The organism is Nitrospirota bacterium, assembly GCA_026387665.1.
GTDB lineage: Bacteria > Nitrospirota > Nitrospiria > Nitrospirales > Nitrospiraceae > Palsa-1315.
In genome coordinates this window covers 59,393-83,788 of record JAPLLG010000005.1, presented here as the reverse complement: position 1 = coordinate 83,788, position 24,396 = coordinate 59,393, and the positions used below count along the sequence as shown (strand labels likewise).

Here is a 24,396-nt window from a genome sequence, read left to right as displayed (position 1 = left end):
CACCTTGCCGCTTGCGCCGTTGTGCTGCTCCCTGTTGATGCCCCATGTTGGATACTGAATTCCTCACCATTGTCGGTCTCGGGTTTGTGCTGGGGCTTCGTCATGCCCTGGACACGGACCATCTGGCTGCCGTCTCCACGGTCTTGGCGCAGCGGCCTTCGTTTCGCGCCTCCGGCATGATCGGCTTCAGCTGGGGGCTGGGCCATACGGCGATCTTGTTGCTGGTCGGGGCGGTGGTGCTGGTGTTTCGGGTGCCGGTCTCGGAGCCGATTGCCTTGGCGGCCGAGTTTGGCGTCGGCGCGATGCTCGTGCTTCTGGGCTGTATGCTCGGGCTGCGTTTAGTCCGGGAGCGCTGGCATGTGCACCGGCATGAGCATGACGGGACGCAGCATCTGCATTTGCACAGTCATGCGCTGGCCGAAGATCACGGGCATGGCCATTGGTGGCGCGATTCCGTCCGCCCCTTCTGCATCGGCATGGCCCATGGCCTGGCCGGATCGGCGGCGCTTTTGTTGATCGTGTTGTCGTCCGCCCGATCGGTGTCGGAGGGCCTCATCTACATTGCTGTGTTCGGGGCCGGTTCGATTCTGGGCATGATGCTGGTCGGCATGGTGGTGAGTCTTCCGGTCCTGTGGTCGTTGAATCTTGGGCGTCCTGTGTTTCTCGCGGTGCAGGGGCTGGCCAGCCTTGGAAGTGTGGCAGTCGGACTCACCATCATGCTGCAGATCGCCTTCGGTGGGCAGCTGTTTTAACCCCCACATCGTCATCTTCCCATATGGGAAATCTACGTGCGTCATGCTGACGGCTATGGTATTCTGCCGCCTCATGAGAAGGGCAGTCCCGCATCGGACTGAAAGGAGCCCCAATGGCTTGGTTTAAAAAGCAAAAAACGACTGAGACGGAACCTTCGAAGCGATCCAAGCTGTCGGAAGGGATGTGGCTCAAGTGTAACCACTGCCGGGAGATCATCTACCGTAAAGAAGTCGAGCGGAACAATAAGGTCTGTCCGAAGTGCGACTACCATTTCCCGATCTCCGTCCTGGAGCGGATTGCGCTGTTGGCCGACCTCGGGACGTTCAAAGAGTGGGATGCGGAACTCGCCCCCCAGGACCCGCTGAGTTTTCAGGACACGAAATCCTACAAGGACCGGGTGAAGGCGCACCAGGAGAAGACCGGCCGTAAAGATGCCATGGTGATCGGCGAAGGAAAGATGAACGGCCGCCGCGTGGTGTTCTGCGTGTTCGACTTCAGTTTCATGGGTGGCAGCATGGGGTCAGTCGTCGGGGAGAAGATCTGCCGGGCGATCGACCGCGCGCTGGAGACGAAGTTGCCGGTCATTTTGGTCACGACCTCCGGAGGAGCCAGGATGCAGGAGGGGATTCTCTCCCTGATGCAGATGGCCAAGACTTCGGCTGCTGTCGCCAAGTTGGGCGAGGCCAAGCTTCCCTTCATCTGTCTGTTAGCCGATCCCACGTTCGGGGGCGTGACGGCGAGCGTCGCCATGCTGGGTGATGTGATCATTGCCGAACCGAAGGCCTTGATCGGCTTTGCCGGTCCCCGCGTGATCGAGCAGACGATTAAACAGCAGCTGCCGGATCAGTTCCAGCGGGCGGAGTTTCTCTTGGAGCACGGCATGATCGATATGATCGTGGAACGCAAGCAACTGAAAGAGACGTTGAGCACGCTCGTGGCGCATTTTTAAGCTGAAGTTCCTCGGTGGGTTTAGGGCTTGGCTGTTCACTTCCCGGTCTTGAGGCTCATGAAGCATCTTGGCTAATCTTCCATCCGTCCTGGTTACAGCATGACCTATGTTTCTGCCGTGGCCTATTTGTATCGTCTGCAAAAACACGGCATCAAGCTGGGGCTTGAGACGATGACGGCATTGATGGGACGACTCGGGGTGCCGCAATCCCGATACCGGACGCTCCATATCGCCGGCACGAATGGCAAAGGATCCACTGCAGCCATGGCCGCCGCTGTGTTGCAGTCGGCCGGTTATCGGGTGGGGCTCTACACCTCGCCCCATCTCGTGGAGTTCCGGGAGCGGATCCGCGTGAACGGCGAGATGATCGCGGAATCGCAGGTGGCGCAATTGACCGAACAACTGCAGGCTCTCTGCCAACCGGATCTCTCCCCCACATTTTTTGAATATACGACGGCGATGGCCTTTCAGCACTTTGCCGAGACGGGGGTCGAGGTGGCCGTGCTGGAGGTGGGATTGGGCGGCCGGTTCGACGCTACCAATGTCGTCATGCCTATGGCCTGCGCGGTGACGACGATTGCGCTCGATCATCAGGACTATTTGGGGACGACGCTCTCGTCGATCGCGTTCGAGAAGGCCGGCATTATCAAGCAGGGGGTGCCGGTCGTGTTGGGGCGGCTCGACGAGGAGGCCCGGCAGACGATCGAACAGGTGGCGCAGGAACGGCAGGCCCCAATGTTTCGTATGGATGAGGACTTCCGCACCGAGGGGGAGTCGCCCTCGCAATTCTCCTATCACGGGTTGGGCCTGCAATATGACGGGCTGACCTGCGCCCTGGAGGGCCGTCATCAATTGGATAACGCCGCCTGTGCCTTGGCGCTTCTGGAGGCTGCGGTCCCTGAAGGGATTGCGGTCACGGCCGAATCGGTGCGTGAAGGACTCCGTGCGGTCAACTGGGCCGGGCGATTGGAAGTGGTCGATCACCATCCGACCATCCTATTGGATGGCGCGCATAATCCCGCTGCTGCCGTGGTCTTGGCCGACTACCTCACCCATTCTGTTCGATCCCATCCCTCTCGCCGTGTCGTTCTGGTCCTGGGCATGATGCGCGATAAGGACCATCGAGGTTTTGTTGAACCGCTCAGGGGGCTTGTCGCTGAGGTTGTCTTGACGCAAGCGGATCTTCCTCGCTCTGCGACTGTGCAGGAGCTCCGAGCCGCGCTGGTCGATCTGTTTCCTTCTCCCCATGTCGCATCGTCGCTCAGTGAGGCGATGGCGTTGGCCAGGCAGCTGGCAGGGCCAGAGGATCTGGTCTGCGTGACTGGTTCGCTCATGCTTGTAGGGGAATGTCAGGCATGGTTCCGTGGCTGCGGTCTCTCGCCTCTTCGGGGATGACATGGTAAGGAACGTGATGCAGTTGTGTCGATGCCTGGTCGGTTGGTTGATCCTGGGACTGCTCGTTCCGCTTGCCGGGATTGCCGCAGAGAATGGTGGCGCTCCCGTCTCCACGGCGACCACGTCCGGTGCGCTTCCGCTCGACATCACGGCCGAACGAATCGATTATCTGCAAGACCAAGAGGTCTACGAAGCCGATGGCTCGGTGGTGGTCGATCAGGGTGCGGTGCATCTGACGGCCGATCACATGACCATTCACGCCTTGCCAGGCGTCGTGATTGCCACGGGCCACGTTCGGCTTACCGATCCGAAGGCCGACGTGGTGACGGAACGGCTTGAACTCAATGTCAATACGGAGGCCGGAGTCCTGACGCATGGGCAGATCTATCTCAAGTCCACGAACACCTTGGTGGAGGGGCGCCTCCTCCAGCGGTTTTCAGAGGACCATTATCGGGTGAAGGAAGGCCGGTTCACGAATTGCGATGCCCTGGATGGCCAAACTCCCGCTTGGCGGTTTCGGTTCAAGGATCTGGACCTGGTCACCGGCGATCACGTGGCCTTTAGCGATGGATGGCTCGATGTGAACGATGTGCCGGTGCTTCCCATTCCCACCTTGACCTATCCCCTCTCTAGCCGGCAGACCGGGCTCCTCATTCCGAATGTCACCTACGACAATCGATTTGGCATGCATTTGCAAGAAAGCTTCTACTGGGCCATCAATCCGAGCCAGGATCTGACGATCTCGCCCTCCTATTACAGTAGCCTTGGTTACGGGAGCGATCTGGAGTATCGCTATGTGCTGGACCCGAAATCCAAGGGGCAATGGCTGGTCAGTGCCTTGCAACAGACCCAATTGCCGCAGGTTTCCGGTGTGAGCGAGGTCGGGGGCAAGGCGACGCAGTTCCGTGCGTTTATCAGCGGAACCCATACCCAACAGTTCAACCCTGATTTGTTGCTGCGCGCCCAAGTGAGCTTGGTGACCGATCCAAACTATATGTCGCAGCTCAGTAACTCCGGTACCCAGCGGGCGCTCCCCAGCAGCGAAAATAACCTCTTGGCCACGCAGCGGTTGTCCCATGGGAATCTCTATTTTCTCAGCCAGTACCTGCAGCCTCTTCAATCCGGTGGTAACGATACCTTTCAGCGCATGCCGGAAGTGGGCTATAGCCTTTCGAACACGCCGCTCCTCAGTTCGCCCGTCCTGTTCGGGCTGGACACCAATTATGTGAACTTCTATCGCGATGAAGGTTTCAAGGTAAATCGGGTGGACCTGTTGCCGGGTATATCAACCGATGTGATCGACCTCGGACATGTCGTCGGCCTGACGCCGCAAGCCAAGGTCCGGGAGTCCTATTACTCGCGAGGCATCAATTCGGATAGTAGCCAGCATCGGGAAACCTTTTGGGCGAGTATCGATGCGACGTCTAAGCTCAGCCGCCGGTTCGGTGTGGGAGACGGTGGATCCTTCCTGCATACGATTGAGCCGAGCCTGGTCTATGAATATGTGCCTCCCACCGACCAGTCGAAGATTACGCAGATCGATCAGGTGGACGATCTGCCGAAGAAAAGCTTGATGACCTATGCGGTTCGCAGTCGGCTGTTGGAACAAGAGGGTCGCAGCAGTTTCAATTGGCTGGATTTCACGATGGCCCAGAGTTATCACGTGGGCGCCGCGCAAACGAGAGCCCGTGACTTCACGCCCGGCGCTGCCCCGATGCTCGGATCGCTGACGCAACCGCTCCAGCCAGCCACGGTGGCGATTGAGGGAAAGAAATTTTCCGATCTCTGGATGCGGGCGGTGATCGGCAACACCACTCCTCAGGCCTCGCCGGCTCAGTTGGCCGGGGCCGCGTTTGGCCGGGGCGCAGGGGCTGGAGCGGGTCAGCTGCCCGCCCTCAATCAGTACCTGACCGTCGATACGTTCTTCGATCCCTACCGGTCCACGATGAGCCAATTCAACACGGACTTCCGGCTTCAGCAGTCCAACTATTGGTATGCGGAGGTTGGACAGCGTTATTCCCGGGACGGAAACCGTGCGCGCCGAGGCGACGTCTGGAACCCGATCTCGTTTAATGAGGTCTATGCGCCGACGGAAGAGATCCAGTTTGTGACGGCGGGCGGCGGCTTTCGCACCCCCTGGGGTTGGACGATCGGGACCAAGGGCTATTACGATGTGAAGCACGGCAAGAGTCCTGAGTATGATGTCGTCGCCCTCTATCAGAATCCCTGCAAGTGTTGGTCTCTGGGGCTCTTTTATCTGCAGTTCCCGGATCGCGCCCAGTACAATTTTATGTTGAGCCTGACCGGGATTGGCTGGACGGAGAACTACGGTACGGCGGTGCTCCGCAGTATTCTCAGCCCCCTGCTTACCGGGGAGAAAGGTCTGCCCTGGGCTGCGCCGGGAGGCCCTTATGGGCGCGCCCAATCGGCCATGCCTCAGCCTGGGATGGCCGGGAGCGGATTCTGACCGGTTGTCTGACTGGCGGTTCACGGGTGCTTGTCGCGGGGGATGCTCTTTGCTGCATCCCTGATGGTGCGCTGCAGCGTCCTGGCCATGCAGGCTCCAGGGTTTGACTCCTCAAAGAGGGCTGGTATACGATGCCCTATCGATTCTGGATGGTTTTCTCTACTCAGCAAGGAGGCATGCGACGTGGCTGGTGATGCACTGAAAGTTGAAGACGCAACGTGGGACGCAGACGTCATGAAATCCGCTGAACTGGTGATGGTCGACTTCTGGGCCGTCTGGTGCGGGCCTTGCCAAATGGTCGCTCCGATTATCGAAGAATTGGCCAAAGAATATGCAGGCAAGTTGAAAGTGCGGAAGCTCAACACCGATGAAAATCCGGAAGTGGCCGGGCGCTATCAGGTCATGAGCATCCCGACGATTTTATTTTTCAAGAATGGCCAGGTCGTGGAAAAGCTCGTCGGCGCGCGGCCGAAGCGGCAGTTCAAGGAAATGATCGATTCCCTGCTGGCGCAACCAGCCGGCTCAGCCTAAAGAATGTAGTCACCCCCCGCAATGCTCTCCGAGTTGCGCATTGTCAATTTCGCGCTCATTGAGCAGCTGAATCTCCAATTCCAGTCCGGCTTTACGGTCTTGACGGGGGAGACCGGAGCCGGCAAGTCTCTCCTCATTGATGCCATCGCCCTGCTGGTTGGCGGGCGCGCCTCGACCGACCAGATCCGTTCCGGCGAAGAGGAGGCGCAGCTCGAAGCCTCCTTCCATCTCCCTGATACCCATCCGCTCATTCGGCGTCTTCGGTCGCAAGATCTCATCGGTCAGCATGAGTCGGAGTTGATCCTTCGGCGTGTGCTGTCACGATCGGGCCGCCACCGGGTCTACGTCAACGGCAGCCTCTGCCCCCTGCGTGTGCTTGAAGAGCTCGGGGGCACGCTCATCGATATTCATGGACAGCATGAGCAGCAATCCTTGCTGGTCTCGGCCAAACAGGTCGATGCCCTGGATGCGTTCGGGCGTCTCTATGAGCTGCGAGGACGGTATGAACAGGCCTACCAGAGCTGGAAGGATCTCCGCACGCAGTTGGCTGAGCTGCAGAGCGAAGTCGTCGATCGGGCGAGAATTGAAGATATGTTGCGATTTCAGTCTCAGGAGATTGAACAGGCCTGCCTGCTGCCCGATGAAGAGGAACAGCTTCGACACGAGCGGCAGCGGTTGGTCCATGCGCATCGGCTCAGAGAATTGGCCCATGAGGTCCATGGCGAGCTGCAAGAGGATGAACAGGCGGTGCTCACCAGGCTGGGGCGGATCGGCCGGGCGCTGGCCGAGTTGGCCCAGACCGATCCGGCGATGGGCGATTGTGAGCAGGCCGCGACGGAGTCCGCGATTCAACTGAAAGACCTGGCCGGGCGGCTGCGCGACTATGCGCAACAGCTCGAGGCAGATCCGGACAGACAGGCACTCGTCGAGGACCGGTTGGAGCTGATTCAGCGGTTGAAGAAAAAGTATGGGGAATCGATCGAGGCGGTCCTCGCGATGGGCAGGCGGGTGCAGGAGGAGCTGCAGCTCTTGGACAGCCGTGAGGAGCGAACCGCTGAATTGGCCGCGCGGCTGGAGGAGGAGGCGCGGCGCCTCCGTACGCTGGCACAGCAGCTGTCCAAGAAGCGAATGGACGCGGCTAAGCGCATGACGACGCTCGTGGGCGCGGAGCTTGCGGCGCTGAAGATGGAGCAGGCGGTATTTCAGATCACGGTCTCGAGCGATGAGTCGGAAGAGGGGCTGGGGCCGGTCGGTCGGGATCGCGTGGAGTTCCTCCTCTCCAGCAATCTCGGTGAACCGCCGAGACCCTTGGGGCGCGTGGCCTCCGGCGGAGAACTCTCGCGCATCATGCTGGCACTGAAAACTGTGCTGGCCGAGATGGACCAAGTTCCGGTTCTGGTTTTTGACGAAGTCGATACAGGCGTGGGTGGAGCTGTGGCCGCGGCCATGGGGACGAGATTGCGGAAGCTCGGCTCGTTTCATCAAGTGTTTTGCATCACCCATCTGCCTCAGGTCGCCTCCCAGGCGGAACATCATCTGTTGGTGGAAAAGGGGCAGGAGAGTCAACGGACCTCCACGTCGGTCAGAGTGCTGACAGGGATGGGGCAGGAAGAGGAAATCGCCAGAATGTTGGGCGGGCTGACCATTACCAAGAAGGTGCGTGAAACGGCGGCGGAGCTGATTGCAGGGGCGAAGGCGAAACGGCCCAAATGAATTGCAGGATGCTGAAACAGTCCGCCAGCTTCGTTCTCGCTTTGAACGCATCCTCAACGTAGCCAGAGGCTACGCCTCCGGTGTGTTCGTCGGCTGCGGCCTTGCTGGACGAACTTTTTGAGCATCCTGCAGGGCGCTCTCTTCATGTCGGAACTGCGCAGTCTGTTTAGGGGCTGGCGCGGAGGGCTGAAGTGGCGGTAATCGCCATGGCAGGAAGGGAGCCCTTGCCTTCCTGGACTGTCTGCACAAAGAGCTCTGTCAGCGTTGGTTCGAAGTGGGTCCCTGCATGTGCGCGCAGCCGTTGGCAGGCTTCATCAAGCGAGAGGGGCGTTCGTCCCGGGTGCTCCGCAGTCAGATGGTCGAACGCTTGGGCCAGACAGACGATGCGGGCGAGTTTCGGAATGCCGTCTTCCTTCAATCCATAGGGATGGCCTGAGCCATCCCATCGTTCATGGTGATAGGCAATGATCTGTCCCACCTCGGCGGCAAACCCCAAGGCTAACATCAGTTTCGCTCCCCGTTCTGAATGTTGCGGATCCCCCAGTGCCTCTCCTGCCACAGCGATGGCCTCGTCAGTAGGGTGAGCGGTCTCAGGCGAAATCTTGCCGATGTCGTGAAGAAAGGCCCCCCACGCCAACGATTGCTGCTCGGTACGCGTCAGATCGAGGCGGTGGCCCACGAGTGTGGCGTAGGCACTGACTCGGCTGGAGTGGAGGAGCAGCTGGCGATCCTTAGCCTCTAGCAGGTCGGAGAGGATCGGGAGAATGTTGGGCCTCTCGTCCGTGTGGGAGGGCTGGTTCAGCACCGTTGTTCCGATTGCCTGGTATCCCGCGAGTAAGGTTTTCCAGCCCAGCGCACATTCCATCTCTGATCCCCAGAGACCGGTCGAGGTCTTGAGGAAATTCCTGAGAAAATCGAGCCGCTGTTTCTTGTTGATCGTTTGGTTGGCGAGGGACAGGACTTCCGTGACGTTGAAGGGTTTGAGCAGGTAGCCGGAGGCTCCATGCCGGCTCCCTTCCATGGCAGAGGTCAGGCTTCCATATCCGGTGATGATGATGACCTCAACAGTGGCATAGTGTTGTTTGATTTCCTGGAGGAGGTCGAGGCCCTGACGATCCGGAAGTTTTTGATCGAGCGTGATGAGGTCGATCGGTTGGGACTTGAGGACGGCCAGGGCGGCACTGGCTGATTCCGCTGTGAGGATCGTGAAACGGTGGCGGAGGATCATCGTCAGCGCGTCGCGGGGCCCTCGCTCGTCGTCGATAATGAGCAAGCTCGGTTTTTGGGCCTCCGGGGCAGGAGTCGCTGGTAGGTCCATCGTCTGTCCTCTACCGTGCACTGCGTCGTATGGCTGGCAACCGTCGTGTTGTTTTCGCGCGCTAGGATCCCTGATTTAAATGGAGTGTGATGGGCTCATGCTTGAGGCCCTGCGGAGTGTACCTGAAAGAAATACTACGTACAATAGCTGCCTAGTTACGATTCCCCTATGTGAGAAACAGCACTACGTGCCGTGCTATTCCTCTATTACCGCCTGAGGTTCGGCGCCGGCTTCGCTGTCGGGTCGGCCGATTTTCAATGTATCCATACGGTATTTAAGCATCCGTCGGCTGATGCCCAAAAGATTGGCGGCATGGGTTTGGACATAGTGCGTGCGTTTGAGGGCATCCAGGATAATTTCCCGCTCGAATTCCATGACGGCTTTTTCGAGCGACAGCCGGCCTGCCAGGGTGTCGTCGCGGAGCGACGTGGTGCTGGTGCCGTTTTTGAGAATGGTCGGGAGATGTTCGGGGGTGATGCTGTCCGATCCCTTGGACCAAATGAAGGCTTGCTCGATGATGTTTTCCATCTCCCGCACATTGCCGGGCCAGGGATAGCGGCTTAAGAGGTCGATGGCATCCTTGGAGAACTCTTGGGGCGGGCGGTTTTCTTCCTCGATCCGTTTCGACAGAAAATGCTTGGCGAGGAGGGGGACGTCTTCGCCTCGCTCGCGAAGCGGGGGCAGATAGAGCGCAATGACGTTGATGCGGTAGTAGAGGTCCTCGCGGAATTGCCCTTTGCGGACGAGCTCTTCAAGATTCTTGTTCGTGGCCGCCACGATACGCACATCCACCTTGATCGACTGTACGCCGCCGACTCTGGTGAATTCCCGTTCTTGCAAGACGCGCAGCAGCTTGGCTTGGGTCATGGGGCTCAGATCCCCGATCTCGTCGAGAAAGAGCGTCCCAGTATTGGCGAGCTCGAATTGCCCGACCCGACGAGCCGTGGCATCGGTGAACGAACCCTTTTCATGGCCGAATAGCTCGCTCTCGATGAGCGTTTCAGGCAGGGCAGCGCAGTTCAGCGCGATGAAGGGGCGCTCGCGTCTGGCGCTGTTGTAGTGCAGCGCCTTGGCGACCAGTTCCTTGCCCGTGCCGCTCTCGCCGGTGATCAGGACGGTCGTGCGGCTATCGGCGACTTGTTCGATTTTCGTGTAGATGTCCTGCATTGGCTGGCTCTTGCCGATCAGGTTGTGAAAGGCATAGCGCCGAACGACTTGCGCCCGGAGTTGCGTGACTTCCCGCTGGAGCTCCTGGCCCGTGAGCGCGCGCTCGACGATGATGCGGAGCTCTTCCACGTCGAAGGGTTTCGAGAGGTAGTCGGCCGCGCCGAACTTCATCGCATCGACAGCGGTTTTGACGGATTTCGTGCCAGTCAGCATGATGACTGGGGCCGTACGGTCCTCGGCGCGGAGGGTTTGGAGCAGCGCCAGCCCGTCGGTGCCAGGCAGGATTACGTCCAGCAGGACCAGATGGGGGGCTTCCTTGCGAAACAGCTCCAGTCCCTCCTGGGCATCGGCGGCTTGGATCGTCTCGTAGGTCGGCTCCAGGACCGCTTTCAGGGAGGCCCGGACTCGGGACTCATCGTCGATCAACAAGATTCGTTTTTTCATGCTGGTGTCCATAGGGGTTGGCGGCTATGCGGGTAGCACGGGTAGGCACACGGAGAACGTGGTGCCGACACCGACTGAACTCTTGACCCGGATCTCGCCGTGATGTTCTTGAATAATTTGATGGACGATCGTTAGGCCCAGTCCCGTTCCTTCGTGTTCTCCCGTCTCGGGCTTCGTCGTGAAAAACGGGTCGAAAATATGTTCAAGGTTGTCTTCCTGGATCCCCTCACCGGTATCTTCGATATCGATCTGGACCCAGACTTTTCCTGTCGGCTTCACGAGCTTGCTGGTCTGGACGCGTAATCGTCCCCCCTGGGTTCCGATTGCGTCGACGGCATTGATCAAGAGATTGATCAGGACTTGTTTGATTTGCTGCCGGTCCAGCATGACGCGCGGCAGGTCCGGCGCCAGTATTTTCTCAATCGTAATTTTGCGGCTGTCGGCTTTGACATCGATGAAATGCACGCAGGAGGCCACAAGGTCGTTGACGTCCTCGTCCGCCAGCGTGGGCTCCATATAGCGGGAGTAGTCGAGGATTTTCTGGATGAGATGTTCGATGCGGTAGACGTCGCCCAGGACGATTTTACTGAATTCCTGAATGAAGTCCGGGTCGTCTTTTCGTTCAGGCGCCAATTGGATGAAGGTCTTAATCGAGGTGAGGGGGTTTCTGATTTCATGGGCGAAGCCGCCGGCAATGGTCTCAAGAGATTTCATCCTGTCCGTGCGTTTGATGAGCCCCAGTGAGCGATGGAGGTCTTGGGACAAGATCAGGGTGTCGAGCGCATTCGTGGCGATCTGTGCCAATGCGGCGAGTAAGGGCTGTGTCTGGGCTGGCGCTTCGGGCGAAGCCGCTGCCGCTCCAAGAAGGGAGAAGCCGATGAGCCGGCCTTTGCTGAGGTGGGGCACCGCGTAGGCTCCATGCAGGGATTCCAGGGCTGCGTGCGCATCGGTGCTGGTTTCCTGGGGGTCTTCTTGCGCATCGGTCCTTGCCATGATCCGATTGGCTGCGAGCAGGTGGCGGGGCAGGGGATGGTCCCCTGCGAGGGTGGCAGGACCCAGCGTGGCTGCGTCCGCGCCGATCATGTTGGCGCGGCGGTAACAGGCATGTTCGCGATCCAGAATGAAGAGCGCCCCCTGTGCGGTAGCGATGGCGTGGGAGAGCGCGTGGATGATGCGATCCCCGAGTATGTTCAAATCTGTCATGGGGCCCAGATCGGCTGCAAATTGCGTGACGATCTTCAGGGACTCACTGGAGTCAGACGGTAAAGTTTTTGTCTGTGAGGGCTGTGGTGTCATGACGAGCTATGTGCGCGCTGGCCTTTTTTGTCCTGCCACGTGAAGGGCCGACGGGCCATGACGCGTCTATGTGTTCAAAGATGTACGCAGAGTATACATGGCAATGGCAGGTTCAGCCAGCGGATTTATCTTTTTCGATGATCGCGAGGAGGGCCTGCCCATCAAGAGTGGGAAGGATAGTGGGTGTGACGTCGCCGGCGCGGAGGAGGAGCGAGGTCAGTGATTGTTGGTCAAATATGTGCAGCAGCCCCTGCCGGATGGCCTCTCGGAGTTCACCCAGATAATGGAGGAGGATCTCGGCTTCTGGACTAAAGTCGTTCTGATTCGTGCGCTGCAGGTGGCGGCGATAGAGGACGGAGAGGTCAGTTGCAGGATGGAAGACGGTGAGGACCAAGCGCCCCTGGGGATGGAGGACGCGATAGAGCTCCCGAACCGCTGCCAGGGGAGAAGGGACAAAGGGGAGTGACAGGTTGCAGGCGATGCGATGGAGTGAATCGTTTTTAAAGGGAAGGCTCTCTGTCCAGTTCGCATGCACCCATTCGGCAGCCAGGGGGAGCGGGCTGGTGAGGGGACTTGCGACGCCGCTATCGAGTTTCCGCTGCAATGCACGAAGACTGTGCCGGGCCTGTGTCAGCGAGTCGAGAGAGCGTCCCACGCCGATCATGTGAATAGGGTGGGCCGGGCTTCCTCCGCGTTGCCGTGAGCGGTCTGCCTCCTGTATCAGCGTGGCCTGGACGAAATCGCCGAGGCCGACTTCCACGTCCATGAGCCGGGAGCCTGGCTCGAGCGGGCTGAGGAGCTGGTAGAGATCATCCAAGAGCTTCTCGTATTCGTGGAGGTGTTCAAGTTGGGGCAGTTGGTGTAGATGCGCAAACCACAAGGCCTCACGTGTGAGGTGGGAGGGATTGTGGCGGAGCCTGGCCTGTTCCATCTCGATGCGCTGTTGATGGCGCAGCGCGTGACTGGTGTGCTCGTTGAGTTCGGCTGGAGTGGCTGGCAGCACAATCGTGGCGGCAATCTGCTCCAGGACCTGCCGGAAGGCCGGAGAATGTGGCTCATTGAGCGGGAAGTCCTGGCCGATCAGCGGGGCCGAGATGGGCACGAGAGAAATCTGGGGTCCTAGTTCGGCGAGAAATGCCTGAGGCAGGCTGGCAGGAGGCCACGGCCCAAGCGGGCTATGAGGAACCGTGAGAATGGCTGACGGAGTATGAAGGAGGCGCAGGTCTACAATGGTGGAGGCCTGATCGGTGAAGTGCCCGACTTCAATGTCGTCGATGAAATGATCCAGATTGACGTTGAGTCCGAGCAGATTGGCGATGCCGCGCTGGACTCCCTTCCGGTGATCGGCCACGAGGTCATGGCGATAGACGGTTGCGAGCAGGGCCTGCACATCGACGACCGGGTTGATCAGGAGCAGCAGGTCGAGAGGGCGGCTTTGCCCGGCCATCTTGAGCGCCACTCGCGCCGTCAGGTCGCTCGCCATGACAATCAGTGGAGCGCTCGGCCACATGTGGCGCGCGAACTCCACGACGGTCAGAAGATCGTCTTGCATGTTCCGCAAGGTTGTCTGCCGCAGTTCTCCGTCGCTGAGCCCGACATGGTTGGTGTGGTCGTATCGCAAGACGCGGAGACGGTGGTGCGCCAGGTAGTAGGACAGCATCATGGCGTCCACCGCCGTCTGGCCGTATCCTGGGGCGATAACGATGACGGGTGCGTCCGGTGGGAGTGCTGGGCGCAGATGATCCTCGGAGATCACTATTGTCTGGCTGCGCGGATTGTGACATTCGCGCGGGAGGCTGACGATCGATGTCTGTTGCGAGGAGAGGTCCGGCTCGCTCAGCGCCGTTAAATGTTGCCGGACGACACGGTTCACTTCACGCTCAGCGTAGGGCGTGGAGTCCTGGAATTGAACGCCGACTTGAAGCGCGGGGTCTGACGCCGGGGGTGAAAGCTCGCCCGGCGTTGTGGGATCCGGAGCTGACCAGATCAATCGGGCGGGTAATGTCGCGTCCAGTGCGCTCGGGTCATGGGTTCCTGGGTGGTTCTGGCTTTGTGTGGCGGCGAAATGCAGCGTAGCCATACCGCTGAGGAGTTCGGGCCTGGCGTTGAGATGGAGGCAGGCGCCGTTTCGGCTGAGGTTGGTGGTCCATGCGTCGAGATGGTGGCTTCTGCCACTTGCGTCTCTGACGTGAAGCCTGGCCGGGAGTTGTACGGCCACCCGGATGGCCTCGCGGGGGCTGTAGTCTCCTTCTTCTGTCGTCTTCAATTGGCTGGCGGCAGGGAGGACTGGTGGCTGTTCCGCTGTCAGCCGCAATTCAAGGGAGAAGGGCATCGTATGTTTTTGAGCGGCTTGGACGAGCAAGGCCCGGACGGCACCCTCTGCGTGTCGAGGGGGCTCAAAGGTCACGATGAGTTGCGCGGCCTCTGTTTCGGTGTGGAGTGAGAGGGGGCGCATCTGCGCTCTGCCGTGCAGAGCAAGATTGCCGACAGCCGTTTTGAATGCCACATGGGCTTCTTGCGGCGAGAGGGTTGGGACGTCACAGGGGAACGTGACGCAGGCGCCGCCGAGGCCAATGTTGGAAAGGGTGCCATTCCAGGTCGCAGCCCCGATGATGATTGCGGCAGGTAGGGTGGTTGGTACTCGCGCTGTTTGTCGCCTCTCTTGTTGTGGACTGCTGGCATCAGTTGACGGAGCTGGCGCCGTCGCTTCGTTTTTCGTTGCGGGTTCGGGAGTAGGCGGTGTCGCAGGGACGGCCACTGGGAGCGGACGTATTTCACGCGGGGGGCGAGAGGCACCCGGCAGACGGAGGAGCATCCGAAAGGGGCCCCCACTCGGCGCTGACAGATCTAAGCTGCCGCCGAGTTGGCGGGTGAGTTGATCGAACGTGAGTAGATCGAGGGGCTGTGGCAATGTCGTCGCAGATCCTGCCGGTCTCACCAGGTCTGATTCGAGCAGTTCGATCTCGACTGCAGTAGAGGGGGCGAGGGAGAGAGAATCTGCCGAGGTAGCGGGAGGTCCGGCTACGTTTGTGCTGAGGATGAGTTGATGTGCGCGGCCGACGGTCAGGAGATAGGTTTGCGCGTAGTGCAAGAGATGACGTACGAGGGTCGTGATCTGCTCACGATCGCCGACGAGGTGAGTCAGGTGCGGAGAGAGCTTCCGTAGGAGGCCTGACCCATCCACGATCGGCGGAGTGGCGGAGGTGAGGAGGTCGTCAAGCACATCGTTGATCGTGAGTCCCGGGGCGCTCCGTTCCATGTCCTCAAGGGCGTGGGTCAACTGTGCGTCAAGTGTCGCGGCTTGAACTGCGTGGCCTGCGAGGGTTTCGAATTGGCCCTGTAGGCTTGTGTCGCGAGTGGTGGCAAACAGCCGCTGGGATTCCGTCAGCAGTGAGGCCAGAGGACCCTGTAGCTGGCGCGAGAGCCGCGCAACTCGCTGGGCCAGCGCGAGCCGTTCATCTGCCTGTTGGAGTTGCCGGCGCAGTTGCTCAATCGTGCGGTCTTGTTGTGTGGAGAGAGAGCGGCCTCGGATCCATCCCACTGTGCCGAGAAACCGGTGGAGGGGGCCGTACAGGCCTTTGGCGCTGACCTCCACCGTGAGGCGCCGTGGTCCGCTATTCTGCGTGGATTTTGCGCTGAAGATCAATTCGGTGCAGCTGGAGCTCCGTGCGTCGGAACGGCGTTCGTTGACATGATGCTGAGCGGCGGACTGTTGGTCGGGAGGCAGAAGGGCTGTGTAGGGCAATCCGATGAGTTCGTCAGGCGAGTAGCCGAGCAGGGGCGTAATGCTGGAGCTGAGCGCGACAAAGCGGCCGGCGGGATCCAACTCGTAGACGATGTCATTGCATGATTCGATGAGTCGGCGCTGGCGCTCCTGGGCATGGTCCAGGGCTGCTCGCAGGCGGCCTGTTTCGATGGCTTGCGTGGCGCAGGAGAGGAGTTCTGTGAGGAAGACGGGCGATTGTTTCGAGAGGACACAATCAATGCCGGCTTGACGCGCGCGTAGCGCAGACGGTGACTCGATGCGGTCGCTGTACAGGATGATGGCTGCGTAGGGCGCGCGGCCTTTGAGCTCGCCTGGCAGTGAGGGGGCACTATCAAGGCATTCGTCATCGATGAGGATGAACGTCCATTCGCGCGCCGAGGTCCAGGTTCGTGCTTCGTCGGCGGAATAGACGGCTTCGATGTTGCAGCCAGCGAAAAGCCCACGCAGGTTGAGGGTGAGGGTTTTGACGACCTCAGCATGCTCGCTGATAAGCAGGATTATGATCGGTTCACTGTGAGGCATCGAGATATCCCTGCTGCTTAGGGGAACCACGTAAGCGCACCTCGCAGTGACAATACCGATATTAGAGGGCTGCTGTCACGTGACCTGCGTCGGCTTGTATCTGCTCTTTATCAGGACAGGACTTGCCCCCGTCTAATGGCACAGATGTGAATAGCATAGGTTGAGAGTAAACCTCTGTAAATATTCATGAAAAATACCCCCTCTTTAGTAGGGGGCGGTCCATGGACTGCACGGACGGATAGAATTGAGCAGGATTCGATCAAAACGAGGTGCGGGTGCTGCAAGGGATCGGTGCGGTACCAAACCCAGACCGTATGGCTGGACTGGATGCGCGCGATGCCGCTACTTGGCGAGAGACGCGCTGGGTGTCGCCGGACAGGCGCCAGGGGTCATGTAGAGTAAATAGTTTCCCATGCCATGTTGCGCTTCGTGTTTCTGCAAGGGATGGTGATGGACCATCACCATCTCATAGTCGTCAGCTTTCGTGACTGGAAACCCCTGACTGTCCGAATAGACTTGATGCGGTTGAAACTGGAGAAAGGTCCCGTCCTGTGCGACGTCAGGAACTGTCCGTAGCAGCGTCTGTTTCTTGGTCGTATTGTCCAGCCCGATCATGAGGAGTTCGTCATGTCCATGGGGGTAGGCGAACTTCACACAGCCATCCATGGAGAACTTGAGTGGCGCGCTGTGGACTCGGACTCCGGATCGAATCTCAATCCCTTCATCCGTCTGGTTCGGGCCCCGCTGGGAGAACTTACTGAAACATACGATGTTGACCCCCACCTGGTACACGTCCATTTCTTTGATGGGGGCGCCCTCGGGAGCCATATAGATGGTGAAGGTGGCCATCACGTCCTTGGTGATCGGCGCTCCATGATAAAATGCGACAATCGACATGAGGTGATCGCCCTTGGCGAGCTTGACCCCGTAGCCGTCAGGAAAACGCGTCTCGGTCATCTCCAGCCCTGCTCCAGCAAAGAACAACGGTTCGCCCGGGCATGAGACGCTCGGCTTGTCGTTATTGAGCATCAGGACGTGATGGAGATAGTTCTTGGGGAGGGGCTTTCCTTCTTTGGTGAAGACCGCAGTTTTATACCCCACCATATACATATCCTTGGGAAGCTGAAAGTTATGCTTGGGCATCGACGATGCCAGCTCTCCCTCATGAGAGGCCGGAAGGTCGATCGGACCGAACGTGAGCGTCACGACATTGTCCTGAATCGTGACGGTCGTGGTCGTTTGATTCTTAAGTGTCGGGACGGCATGGTGAGCATGCCCGCCGTCTGCGAAGACAGGGGTCACCAGGCAGATGCTGGTAATCAGAGTGAGGAGTGTCTGCCGCATACAGTCTCCCATGAATGAAAAGTGATCACGCACATATGCGATGCGATGTTCGCTTAGGCCTGTGGCGTGCGCAGGTCTCATCGTGTGGATGGCAGTGGGGTCAATCGTTTCCAGACATAGGTCCCGCCGTGTTCACGAGGGGGAATGTTTTTCTGGCTGCCGACCCGCGAATACCACCATACGCCCTTCGCCTGAGTGCCATCCTCTGAGAGCAAGACTTCAAATTCCCCGTCACGGTCATTGGCGGGTTGCTGCCAGGTGCCTTGCCAGAGACGGTCGGCATACTTCGTGGTGGTGAAGCGGCCACCATGCTGGGTATAGGGTCCGTTGCCAGCCTTATCCAGGGTGGCCTTGTAGGTTTTGTTGTCCTCAACTTCGAGAATTTCCCATTCCCCGCTCAGGTCCGGCGTTGACGGCAGTTGCGCGTTGCTGGTCAAGTATTGCGGTGAAGCCGTACTGTGCCGCTGGGCCACAGGGGTAATCAGTGGCATGGTTCGGAACGACTCATGCCAGGACAAGAGCATCCATTGCCCTTTGCGCTGTTCCAGGACACCGCTTTCCCGGAGCGGCAGCACCGTTTTCCGCTGATCCGGTCCCTCTCCCACAAAACGGATGTAGTCCAGCTCCATGGTAAACCAGGCGAGCGTTCCTTTCGTCCAGACTTTCAGCTCATGAATAGGAAGCTCGAGCTTGACCACGGAGGAAAACTCCTCTTGCATGTCATGCTCGAACTCCGGCCACCCCACATATTTCCGTCCACCGATGGTGTAGCTGGTGATATCCGAATCATGCGCCATCAGGCGAGAGAGGGTCGGCATATCCTTCTCGGCGTTGGCACGGACTAGGGTGCGGATGACCGCCTCAGGACCGGTCGATTCATGGGCCAAACTGACTGGCGTGTATTCGGTCATCAAGCAGAATGCTATGGCGAACACAGCACTGCGAGCAATACAGGACATGAGAGCCTCTTGATGTGATGGCCCCTCTATGCTGGAGAGGAGATACTAGTTGAAGTTTTAGGCTACACAGCCGGTTTTGTCTTGTCAACGACGCGCGTGAGAGCGACCTTAATGATAGGCCACGACGATCACGGTCACATTATCCTCTCCCCCTCGGCTCAGGGCCTGCTCGATCAGGTCGTGGCAGGCCTTGTGGGGATCGCCGTCCGCACGGGAGAGTATTGACGCGATGGCCGCGTCCTCCAGCATTTTCGTGAGCCCGTCGCTGCAGAGGATGAGGAGGTCGTGCGGGGTCACCGGTGTGGAGGCGAGGTCCGGTTGCATCTCGACGTCCATTCCCAGGCCTTTGGTCAAGATGTGGCGCTCAGGATGGGTGAGGGCTGTGGCCGCATCGATCAGGCCGCCCCGCATCAGGTTCTCGACGAGGGTATGGTCGCGCGTCAATTGCTTGAGCTGTCCCGTCCGATAGAGATAGGCGCGGCTATCTCCCAAGTGGGCGATGTGGGCGATGGGCATGGGGGCTGGCGTCATGGCCAGGGCGACGAAGGTCGTGCCCATCCCTTGCAGCGATGGTGTCGCCAGCATAAGGTCATGGATATGCTGATTGGCGTTCGTCACGAGATCGGTGACGAATGCGGCGGCAGCGAGCTGGTGTTCGCGAAGCTGGGAGGCTCGTTCGCGCGCCCGTTGGGTGGCGATGGCCACGGCGCTTTGGGCCGCAAGATCTCCAGCCGGGCGACCACCCATTCCGTCTGCCACGATCCAGACGCCATAATCATTCAGGAGGGCGAGGGCATCCTGGTTCGACGTCCGGACATAGCCGGTTTCGGTTCGTCCGACTCCGGTCCATGACTGGGCCTGCATCATGGAGCGACCTCGATCGGTTCTTGCTGTCTGGCCGGAGGAAATCCTATGGAGGAGGGGCCGAATCGCGCGACCATCTGGTCGTAGAGCAGGGCTGCGAGCGGCTCGAGGTTTTTGGTATCGGCTTCGTTGTAGCGCAGCAATAGATCGCGGGCGGCCTCGCTTCCAGTTGTCCATTGGTGCCAGAGGCGAACGGCTTCCCATCCGTCGAGTCCCACCACATCGGCCTCGCGGTCAATCTGGAGTTCGCGCTCGATATGTTTCAGTCCGCCTTGCAGGCCGAGCCTGCGCGCCGCGAAGCAGAGATCGAAGTGCGGTTTCTTGAAATTCAACCGGGGGAACTTCGCCTGCAAGTAGGGAATGTCGAATCCGCTGCCGAAAAATGTGACGAACAGGTCGGTCTGCTCCAGCTCTGCGTGCAACCGCTCTTCCGTCAACGTTTCCCCTCGGACCAGGCTTGCCATCTGTCCGTTGCGATAGAGCCCGACTACCGTGACATGGCCTTCGCGGGCGGAGAGTCCTGTCGTTTCGATGTCCAGATAGAGCGTGCGAGGACGAAACGTCTCGAAGAGGCGCCAGTGTTCCCGGCTTTTGAGACAGGTGCCGAAAAACTGCGCGTCGCCTGCTGCCAGCCGCGTTTGGGCGGCGGCGAGTTCGCCGTCATACCATTCTTTTCTGCTCGAGGAGATGCCGGGGAGGGTCGGCGATCGGAGGAAGGAGCCCCAATCGAGGATGCCTTCCTGCCAGAGGCGGCGTTCGGAGCTTTGGCCGAGACCTTTGAGGAGTACGAAGGATGATGTGAGCATGTGATGGTATGGATTGTAGCCTTGATTTCACCGAATAAACAAGCTAAAGTCCGCGGCCTGAGCGGGTTTTCATCTCATGGTCGCCACGAGGCGCCGATTGGAATCTAATGGCTGACCTTCCCAATAAAATTCGCATTACCGTCGGCTCCGTGCAGCTTGATGCGGAATTGAAATCCACGAAGACGGCGCAGGAAGTCTATGCGGCCCTGCCGGTTGAAAGTCCGGTCAACACCTGGGGCGAAGAGTTCTATTTTAAATTGGCCGGGGTGAAGGACCATCGGGAGACGGCGACGAATCAAGTCAAAGTCGGCGATGTCGCCTTCTGGGGCGCGGGGCAGGTCCTGGCGATTTTCTTCGGACGCACCCCGATGAGCATGGGGCAGGATCCGGTCCCGGCCGACCGGGTCAATGTGATCGGTCGTATTGTCGGAGATGCCTCGGTGCTGCGGCGGGTGATGGACGTGCCGACTATCAAGATCGAGAAGATCTAACGATGAGACTTTCGAAAGAACGGGTGCGACACATTTCCGAATCGGTGGCCACCAGATTGCAGCAGGAGGGGCAGGTGGCGATCGTCGGGGATCGCAAGGCCTTCGTCGAGCAGATCGATCATGCCATCGTCGAGGAACTGTCGGTCGAAGACCGTTTGAACGCCGAAGTGCGGCAGCTGTTGAAAGCCTACGAGCAAGATATCGAGCGGGGGCAAGTGGATTTTCAGCGGATGTTCACGATGGTCAAGACCAAGCTGGCGCGGGAGCGGGGCATCATTCTCTAGGCCGTGAAAGGTAAAATGTGAAACGTAACATGCGCGGCCGTCCAACTCCGTACGATTCACCTCTCACCTTTCACGTCTCACGTCTCACGGGTTCTGTATGTTGAGCGAAGACAAGATCAGCCATCTCTCCCACGTCATTCTCCAGGTGGTGAAGAAAAGCCCGCTTGTGACGGTTCAGACCGAGGATGGGCGGGTCCTGAAAGAGATTAAGAAGGTGCTGGCCTCCGAGTTGGCGCAAGAGGCAGAGATTGATCGAAGGGTTAAGGCCAAGCTGGCCTCCTACTCGCGGGGGATCGTCGAGGGCAGTGCTGAGTGGGACGTGCTCTATCGAAAAACGTTCGAAGAAGAGATGCGGAAATATGCAAAACCGTGAGGTGTTGATGGACCGTCGAGGCGCGATGAAATTCCTGTCCCTGTTGGGCGTGGTCTTCTTACTCGTCGGGGCTGTGGCCTGCGCCAAGCCCAAGGTGAAGCCGTTGGCCCCGCTGGCGCTCGAGTCAGGGGTGAAGCCGCAAGCCGTGACGCTGACGGAACAGGGGACGCAGGCTTATCAAGCGAGCCAGTTCGAGGATGCAAAGAAGTATTTCTTTCAAGCGATCGCTGCGGCGCCTCAATCGGGGCCGGCGCATTATAACTACGCCTTGGTGTTGAATGTCCTGGGCGACACGGAGCAAGCGCGCCAGCAGTTTCTGGAAGCGGCCAACCTGGCTCCTGGCGACAAAGTGATCTGGGATTCGCCTGCGCTCCGCCCCTTCGGCAGCCCGGACGCTCCCAAGGCGCACAAAGAACATCCCATCGCGACAGGCAGGCCTGGCATTGGCAGCGGCCCTCGATAATCTTTTGCTTGAAGGGGCCGTCGTTCGTGAAGCGTGAAACGTATTTCGTAAGTCAGCCAGTATGATCGTCTGCGAATGACGTGTGACGCTAGTCAAAGGGAAAGAACTGAGATGGCGACAGAACTTGAAATCGGTGGTAAGGCGCCCGCCTTCGCGCTTCCCGATCAATCGGGAGAGCCGGTGAAGCTGAAGGACTTCCTTGGCAAGCAGGTGGTCCTGTATTTTTATCCCAAGGACAGTACGCCAGGCTGTACGCAGGAGTCCTGCGACTTTCGCGATAACATCACGCCGATCAAAAAGGCGGGGGGCGTGGTCCTGGGCGTGAGTTTCGACGGCCAGAAATCCCACCAGAAGTTCATCGCGAAATTTACCTTGCCGTTCACGTTGCTCTGCGACGAGGACAAGGTTGTGGCGACGGCCTACGGGGTCTACAAAGAGAAAAGCATGTACGGCAAGAAGTACTGGGGCATCGAACGCAGCACCTTTGTGATCGACCAGACCGGCAAGTTGAAGGCGATCTTTAGAAAAGTGAAGGTCACGGGGCATGTCGATGAGGTGCTGGCTGCCCTCAAGGCCTAAGTCGGATCGATTCCCTTCCTCCTCATGTCAGAATGGCTATGCGGCATATGAGCGTATTCTTCCGCAGAGCCGGTCTTTTCATTTTCTTCCTCGTTTGGACTGCGACCACCACCCTATTTGCTGCCGAGAAGATTCCCGGAACCTTGACGGTTCAGGATCGCCTCACATCTCCCAATCAATCGGCCACCATTGAAGCGACGCTTACCTGGAAGGGCTTCAAGACGGAGGCTGTTCTGGGGGGGGAGCCACTGGAGTTGCTTATCGCGGGCAAGGTCGTCGCGACTGCAGTGACTGGTGGAGATGGGCGAGCCATCTTTTCCTATACCCCGAAGGCCAAAGGGTCGGTCCCTTTCACCGTGCGAATCGGAAATAGTCCGAGAGTCGCCGCGATCGAGGCTGATGGAAATCTGGCCGTATGGGAACGGCGCGGTCCGATCATGGCGGTGGAGATGGCATCGCTCATGGAGGATCCCGTCGGGCAGGGGCCTTCCCTGATCTGGCCAGGGAAGGAAGCGGAGGGCAGGAGCCCGATGCCAGATGCAGCGGAGGAGCTCGGCAAGGTCACGCAGTTCTACTACAGCCTGCTCTATGTGGTGACGCAGGATCAGGCGGCTGGTTCCACCAGCCAGGCGAGCGCCCAAGCCAGACAATGGCTCAAGGATCGAAAGTTTCCGGTCGGCCATATTCTCGTGCTGCCATCCGATCCGGCAGCGCTTGGGGTGAAGCTCGATGCTTTGCATGCGGACGGCTGGAAGACGTTGAAAGTCGGAGTGGGGCGCACGAAGGCCTTTGCCGAAACATTCCTGCAAAGGCGTCTCGATGCCGTGATGGTGCCGGAGCCGGCCAAGGGAGAGGCGCCGCGCAAAGCGAAGGTGGTGAAGGAGTGGAAGGACGTGCGGCGGAAGTTGTAGCGGGCGACCGGATTGCCCTTCTTGCTCGCGCAACGCGCGGCCTCAGAAGGGGAGGAGGGGAGCAGCCGGACCATTCTTCTTGCTCGCTGAGGCCCCACGATGAAAGGGTGGTCCCTCAATGCGCGCAGTGAAGAACCGTCCGGCTGCTCCCCTTGAGGAGTGACAGTCCAAGTTCTTTCCCGACGCGCGCAGTAAAGGGCAACCCGGTCACCCGCTTGTTGAGATGCCTTCCACTTTGGTGGGGGGAGGAAATGGAAAATGAAGAGGCCTTGGAAGGCAGAGGGGTTAGCAGATCTTCGACAAGAAATCCCAATGCGTGCTATACGGATAAAAATCACAACTCCTCATTTTATGCGGATCAGCCGAATTTACAGTTTGGGGTCATAATGAAAAGCATGCCGCTAGTAATTTCTACCATAGCATTCATTGTCTTCACCGCCTTGCTCTACCTAGGTCTCATTGGTGAGGCGTCCTATTGCTTTCTTGTAGCCGCGGTCGCCCTTCTTGGAATCGTTCTTCACGGTTTCGGTCGTCTGCAGGAGCTCGACCTGAAGAATCTTCGTCTTGTTCTGCGCGAGTTGCAGGACACCAAGAAGGAGTTGTTCGTCCGGGAAGAAAAGCTGAAAGCCATTGCTTTGCCTCTGGCCCAAGTGATTGCTTTTACTGGTGCCTCCGAGGGTCGCATGGGCAGTCAAGAGACTTGGGAAGCCAAGCGCGAGTGGTATCGGCAAAAGATCCAGGCTTTGGTCGATGTCCTGGAACTCTCTCCCGCTGAAGCAGCGGAGGCCCGCAAGTACTCCGAAAAGTACGCCGAGCTTGATCGTGTCTTGGATGCAAGGAATGGTCTCCAGATATCAGATCCCGATTACCAGGAAGTCAAAGGAAAGTTGGAGCGGCTCTCCGCCGAGCTCATTGCGATGATGAAAGCTGATACAACAAAATGACTCACAACCCTTCGCTTCAGGCGACGGAGAGAAAGTAGAAGGGGTCGGACTGAGCGA

Annotated in this window: 21 protein-coding genes; 13 read left to right on the top strand and 8 right to left on the bottom strand. The window is 59.0% G+C overall.

Annotation, left to right across the window (positions count from 1 at the left end):
• Positions 1-44 precede the first annotated feature (44 nt).
• The 6 genes from NT179_03660 (at position 45) to recN (ending at position 7,808) form a co-directional block, all read left to right on the top strand.
• Entirely contained in the window at positions 45-752 is a 708-nt protein-coding gene (locus NT179_03660) for an urease accessory protein UreH (GenBank protein MCX5721112.1), read from the top strand.
• 113 nt (positions 753-865) lie between these two features.
• Positions 866-1,702 (top strand): acetyl-CoA carboxylase, carboxyltransferase subunit beta, encoded by an 837-nt coding sequence (accD, locus tag NT179_03655; protein ID MCX5721111.1) that lies wholly within the window; start codon positions 866-868, stop codon positions 1,700-1,702.
• 99 nt (positions 1,703-1,801) lie between these two features.
• Positions 1,802-3,097 carry a bifunctional folylpolyglutamate synthase/dihydrofolate synthase gene (locus NT179_03650; GenBank protein MCX5721110.1) on the top strand — a complete coding sequence of 432 codons (1,296 nt, stop codon included), beginning with the start codon at positions 1,802-1,804 and terminating at the stop codon, positions 3,095-3,097.
• 16 nt (positions 3,098-3,113) lie between these two features.
• Positions 3,114-5,564 (top strand): LPS assembly protein LptD, encoded by a 2,451-nt coding sequence (lptD, locus tag NT179_03645; protein MCX5721109.1) that lies wholly within the window; start codon positions 3,114-3,116, stop codon positions 5,562-5,564.
• Positions 5,565-5,747: 183 nt separating this feature from the next.
• Positions 5,748-6,095 (top strand): thioredoxin, encoded by a 348-nt coding sequence (gene trxA, locus NT179_03640; GenBank protein ID MCX5721108.1) that lies wholly within the window; start codon positions 5,748-5,750, stop codon positions 6,093-6,095.
• 33 nt (positions 6,096-6,128) lie between these two features.
• On the top strand, positions 6,129-7,808 hold the full coding sequence (gene recN, locus NT179_03635) for a DNA repair protein RecN (protein ID MCX5721107.1): 1,680 nt from the start codon (positions 6,129-6,131) through the stop codon (positions 7,806-7,808).
• A 166-nt stretch (positions 7,809-7,974) separates the two neighbouring features.
• Here recN and NT179_03630 read toward each other — a convergent pair whose 3' ends face one another.
• The 8 genes from NT179_03630 to NT179_03595 form a co-directional block, all read right to left on the bottom strand.
• Entirely contained in the window at positions 7,975-9,126 is a 1,152-nt protein-coding gene (locus tag NT179_03630; GenBank protein ID MCX5721106.1) for a response regulator, read from the bottom strand.
• A 195-nt stretch (positions 9,127-9,321) separates the two neighbouring features.
• Positions 9,322-10,737, bottom strand: coding sequence for a sigma-54 dependent transcriptional regulator (locus tag NT179_03625; GenBank protein ID MCX5721105.1), 1,416 nt, complete (start codon positions 10,735-10,737; stop codon positions 9,322-9,324).
• Between the two features lie 24 nt (positions 10,738-10,761).
• The gene (locus NT179_03620) at positions 10,762-11,940 is read right to left on the bottom strand and encodes an ATP-binding protein (GenBank protein MCX5721104.1); all 1,179 of its coding nucleotides are present in this window, start codon (positions 11,938-11,940) and stop codon (positions 10,762-10,764) included.
• 205 nt (positions 11,941-12,145) lie between these two features.
• Positions 12,146-16,321 (bottom strand): PAS domain-containing protein, encoded by a 4,176-nt coding sequence (locus NT179_03615; protein MCX5721103.1) that lies wholly within the window; start codon positions 16,319-16,321, stop codon positions 12,146-12,148.
• 342 nt (positions 16,322-16,663) lie between these two features.
• Positions 16,664-17,665, bottom strand: a complete 1,002-nt coding sequence (locus NT179_03610; protein ID MCX5721102.1) for a hypothetical protein — start codon at positions 17,663-17,665, stop codon at positions 16,664-16,666.
• A gap of 77 nt (positions 17,666-17,742) precedes the next feature.
• Positions 17,743-18,576: a nuclear transport factor 2 family protein gene (locus NT179_03605; protein MCX5721101.1), complete on the bottom strand. Its 834-nt coding sequence runs from the start codon at positions 18,574-18,576 to the stop codon at positions 17,743-17,745.
• 156 nt (positions 18,577-18,732) lie between these two features.
• Positions 18,733-19,491, bottom strand: a complete 759-nt coding sequence (locus NT179_03600; GenBank protein ID MCX5721100.1) for a protein phosphatase 2C domain-containing protein — start codon at positions 19,489-19,491, stop codon at positions 18,733-18,735.
• Positions 19,488-20,294: a ribonuclease H-like domain-containing protein gene (locus NT179_03595; protein ID MCX5721099.1), complete on the bottom strand. Its 807-nt coding sequence runs from the start codon at positions 20,292-20,294 to the stop codon at positions 19,488-19,490. Before NT179_03595 ends, NT179_03600 begins: the two co-directional genes overlap by 4 nt.
• Positions 20,295-20,401: 107 nt before the next feature.
• Between NT179_03595 and NT179_03590 the strand changes: the two genes are divergently transcribed.
• The 7 genes from NT179_03590 to NT179_03560 all read left to right on the top strand — a co-directional run bounded on the left by NT179_03590 (position 20,402) and on the right by NT179_03560 (position 24,339).
• Positions 20,402-20,785, top strand: coding sequence for a cyclophilin-like fold protein (locus NT179_03590; protein MCX5721098.1), 384 nt, complete (start codon positions 20,402-20,404; stop codon positions 20,783-20,785).
• Between the two features lie 2 nt (positions 20,786-20,787).
• Positions 20,788-21,069, top strand: a complete 282-nt coding sequence (locus tag NT179_03585; protein ID MCX5721097.1) for a DUF507 family protein — start codon at positions 20,788-20,790, stop codon at positions 21,067-21,069.
• 97 nt (positions 21,070-21,166) lie between these two features.
• The gene (locus tag NT179_03580) at positions 21,167-21,442 is read left to right on the top strand and encodes a DUF507 family protein (GenBank protein ID MCX5721096.1); all 276 of its coding nucleotides are present in this window, start codon (positions 21,167-21,169) and stop codon (positions 21,440-21,442) included.
• Entirely contained in the window at positions 21,429-21,905 is a 477-nt protein-coding gene (locus tag NT179_03575; GenBank protein ID MCX5721095.1) for a hypothetical protein, read from the top strand. The genes NT179_03580 and NT179_03575 overlap by 14 nt, the downstream gene beginning before the upstream one ends.
• A gap of 111 nt (positions 21,906-22,016) precedes the next feature.
• Positions 22,017-22,484: a thioredoxin-dependent thiol peroxidase gene (gene bcp, locus NT179_03570; protein MCX5721094.1), complete on the top strand. Its 468-nt coding sequence runs from the start codon at positions 22,017-22,019 to the stop codon at positions 22,482-22,484.
• 47 nt (positions 22,485-22,531) lie between these two features.
• A complete protein-coding gene (locus NT179_03565) occupies positions 22,532-23,395 on the top strand; it encodes a hypothetical protein (protein MCX5721093.1) in 864 nt (287 codons plus the stop codon).
• Positions 23,396-23,646: 251 nt separating this feature from the next.
• Positions 23,647-24,339, top strand: coding sequence for a hypothetical protein (locus NT179_03560; protein ID MCX5721092.1), 693 nt, complete (start codon positions 23,647-23,649; stop codon positions 24,337-24,339).
• Positions 24,340-24,396: the final 57 nt, after the last annotated feature.

What these genes read in the sequence shown, in the direction of transcription:
- NT179_03600 (MCX5721100.1), bottom strand. Translation starts at nt 19,491, where the DNA reads ATGATGCAGGCCCAGTCATGGACCGGAGTCGGACGAACCGAAACCGGC.
- NT179_03650 (MCX5721110.1), top strand. Translation starts at nt 1,802, where the DNA reads ATGACCTATGTTTCTGCCGTGGCCTATTTGTATCGTCTGCAAAAACAC.
- NT179_03575 (MCX5721095.1), top strand. Translation starts at nt 21,429, where the DNA reads ATGCAAAACCGTGAGGTGTTGATGGACCGTCGAGGCGCGATGAAATTC.
- NT179_03630 (MCX5721106.1), bottom strand. Translation starts at nt 9,126, where the DNA reads ATGGACCTACCAGCGACTCCTGCCCCGGAGGCCCAAAAACCGAGCTTG.
- NT179_03660 (MCX5721112.1), top strand. Translation starts at nt 45, where the DNA reads ATGTTGGATACTGAATTCCTCACCATTGTCGGTCTCGGGTTTGTGCTG.
- NT179_03580 (MCX5721096.1), top strand. Translation starts at nt 21,167, where the DNA reads ATGTTGAGCGAAGACAAGATCAGCCATCTCTCCCACGTCATTCTCCAG.
- lptD (MCX5721109.1), top strand. Translation starts at nt 3,114, where the DNA reads ATGCAGTTGTGTCGATGCCTGGTCGGTTGGTTGATCCTGGGACTGCTC.
- NT179_03605 (MCX5721101.1), bottom strand. Translation starts at nt 18,576, where the DNA reads ATGACCGAATACACGCCAGTCAGTTTGGCCCATGAATCGACCGGTCCT.
- bcp (MCX5721094.1), top strand. Translation starts at nt 22,017, where the DNA reads ATGGCGACAGAACTTGAAATCGGTGGTAAGGCGCCCGCCTTCGCGCTT.
- accD (MCX5721111.1), top strand. Translation starts at nt 866, where the DNA reads ATGGCTTGGTTTAAAAAGCAAAAAACGACTGAGACGGAACCTTCGAAG.
- NT179_03595 (MCX5721099.1), bottom strand. Translation starts at nt 20,294, where the DNA reads ATGCTCACATCATCCTTCGTACTCCTCAAAGGTCTCGGCCAAAGCTCC.
- NT179_03610 (MCX5721102.1), bottom strand. Translation starts at nt 17,665, where the DNA reads ATGCGGCAGACACTCCTCACTCTGATTACCAGCATCTGCCTGGTGACC.
- NT179_03560 (MCX5721092.1), top strand. Translation starts at nt 23,647, where the DNA reads ATGGAAAATGAAGAGGCCTTGGAAGGCAGAGGGGTTAGCAGATCTTCG.
- NT179_03625 (MCX5721105.1), bottom strand. Translation starts at nt 10,737, where the DNA reads ATGAAAAAACGAATCTTGTTGATCGACGATGAGTCCCGAGTCCGGGCC.
- NT179_03565 (MCX5721093.1), top strand. Translation starts at nt 22,532, where the DNA reads ATGAGCGTATTCTTCCGCAGAGCCGGTCTTTTCATTTTCTTCCTCGTT.
- NT179_03585 (MCX5721097.1), top strand. Translation starts at nt 20,788, where the DNA reads ATGAGACTTTCGAAAGAACGGGTGCGACACATTTCCGAATCGGTGGCC.
- NT179_03615 (MCX5721103.1), bottom strand. Translation starts at nt 16,321, where the DNA reads ATGCCTCACAGTGAACCGATCATAATCCTGCTTATCAGCGAGCATGCT.
- NT179_03590 (MCX5721098.1), top strand. Translation starts at nt 20,402, where the DNA reads ATGGCTGACCTTCCCAATAAAATTCGCATTACCGTCGGCTCCGTGCAG.
- NT179_03620 (MCX5721104.1), bottom strand. Translation starts at nt 11,940, where the DNA reads ATGACAGATTTGAACATACTCGGGGATCGCATCATCCACGCGCTCTCC.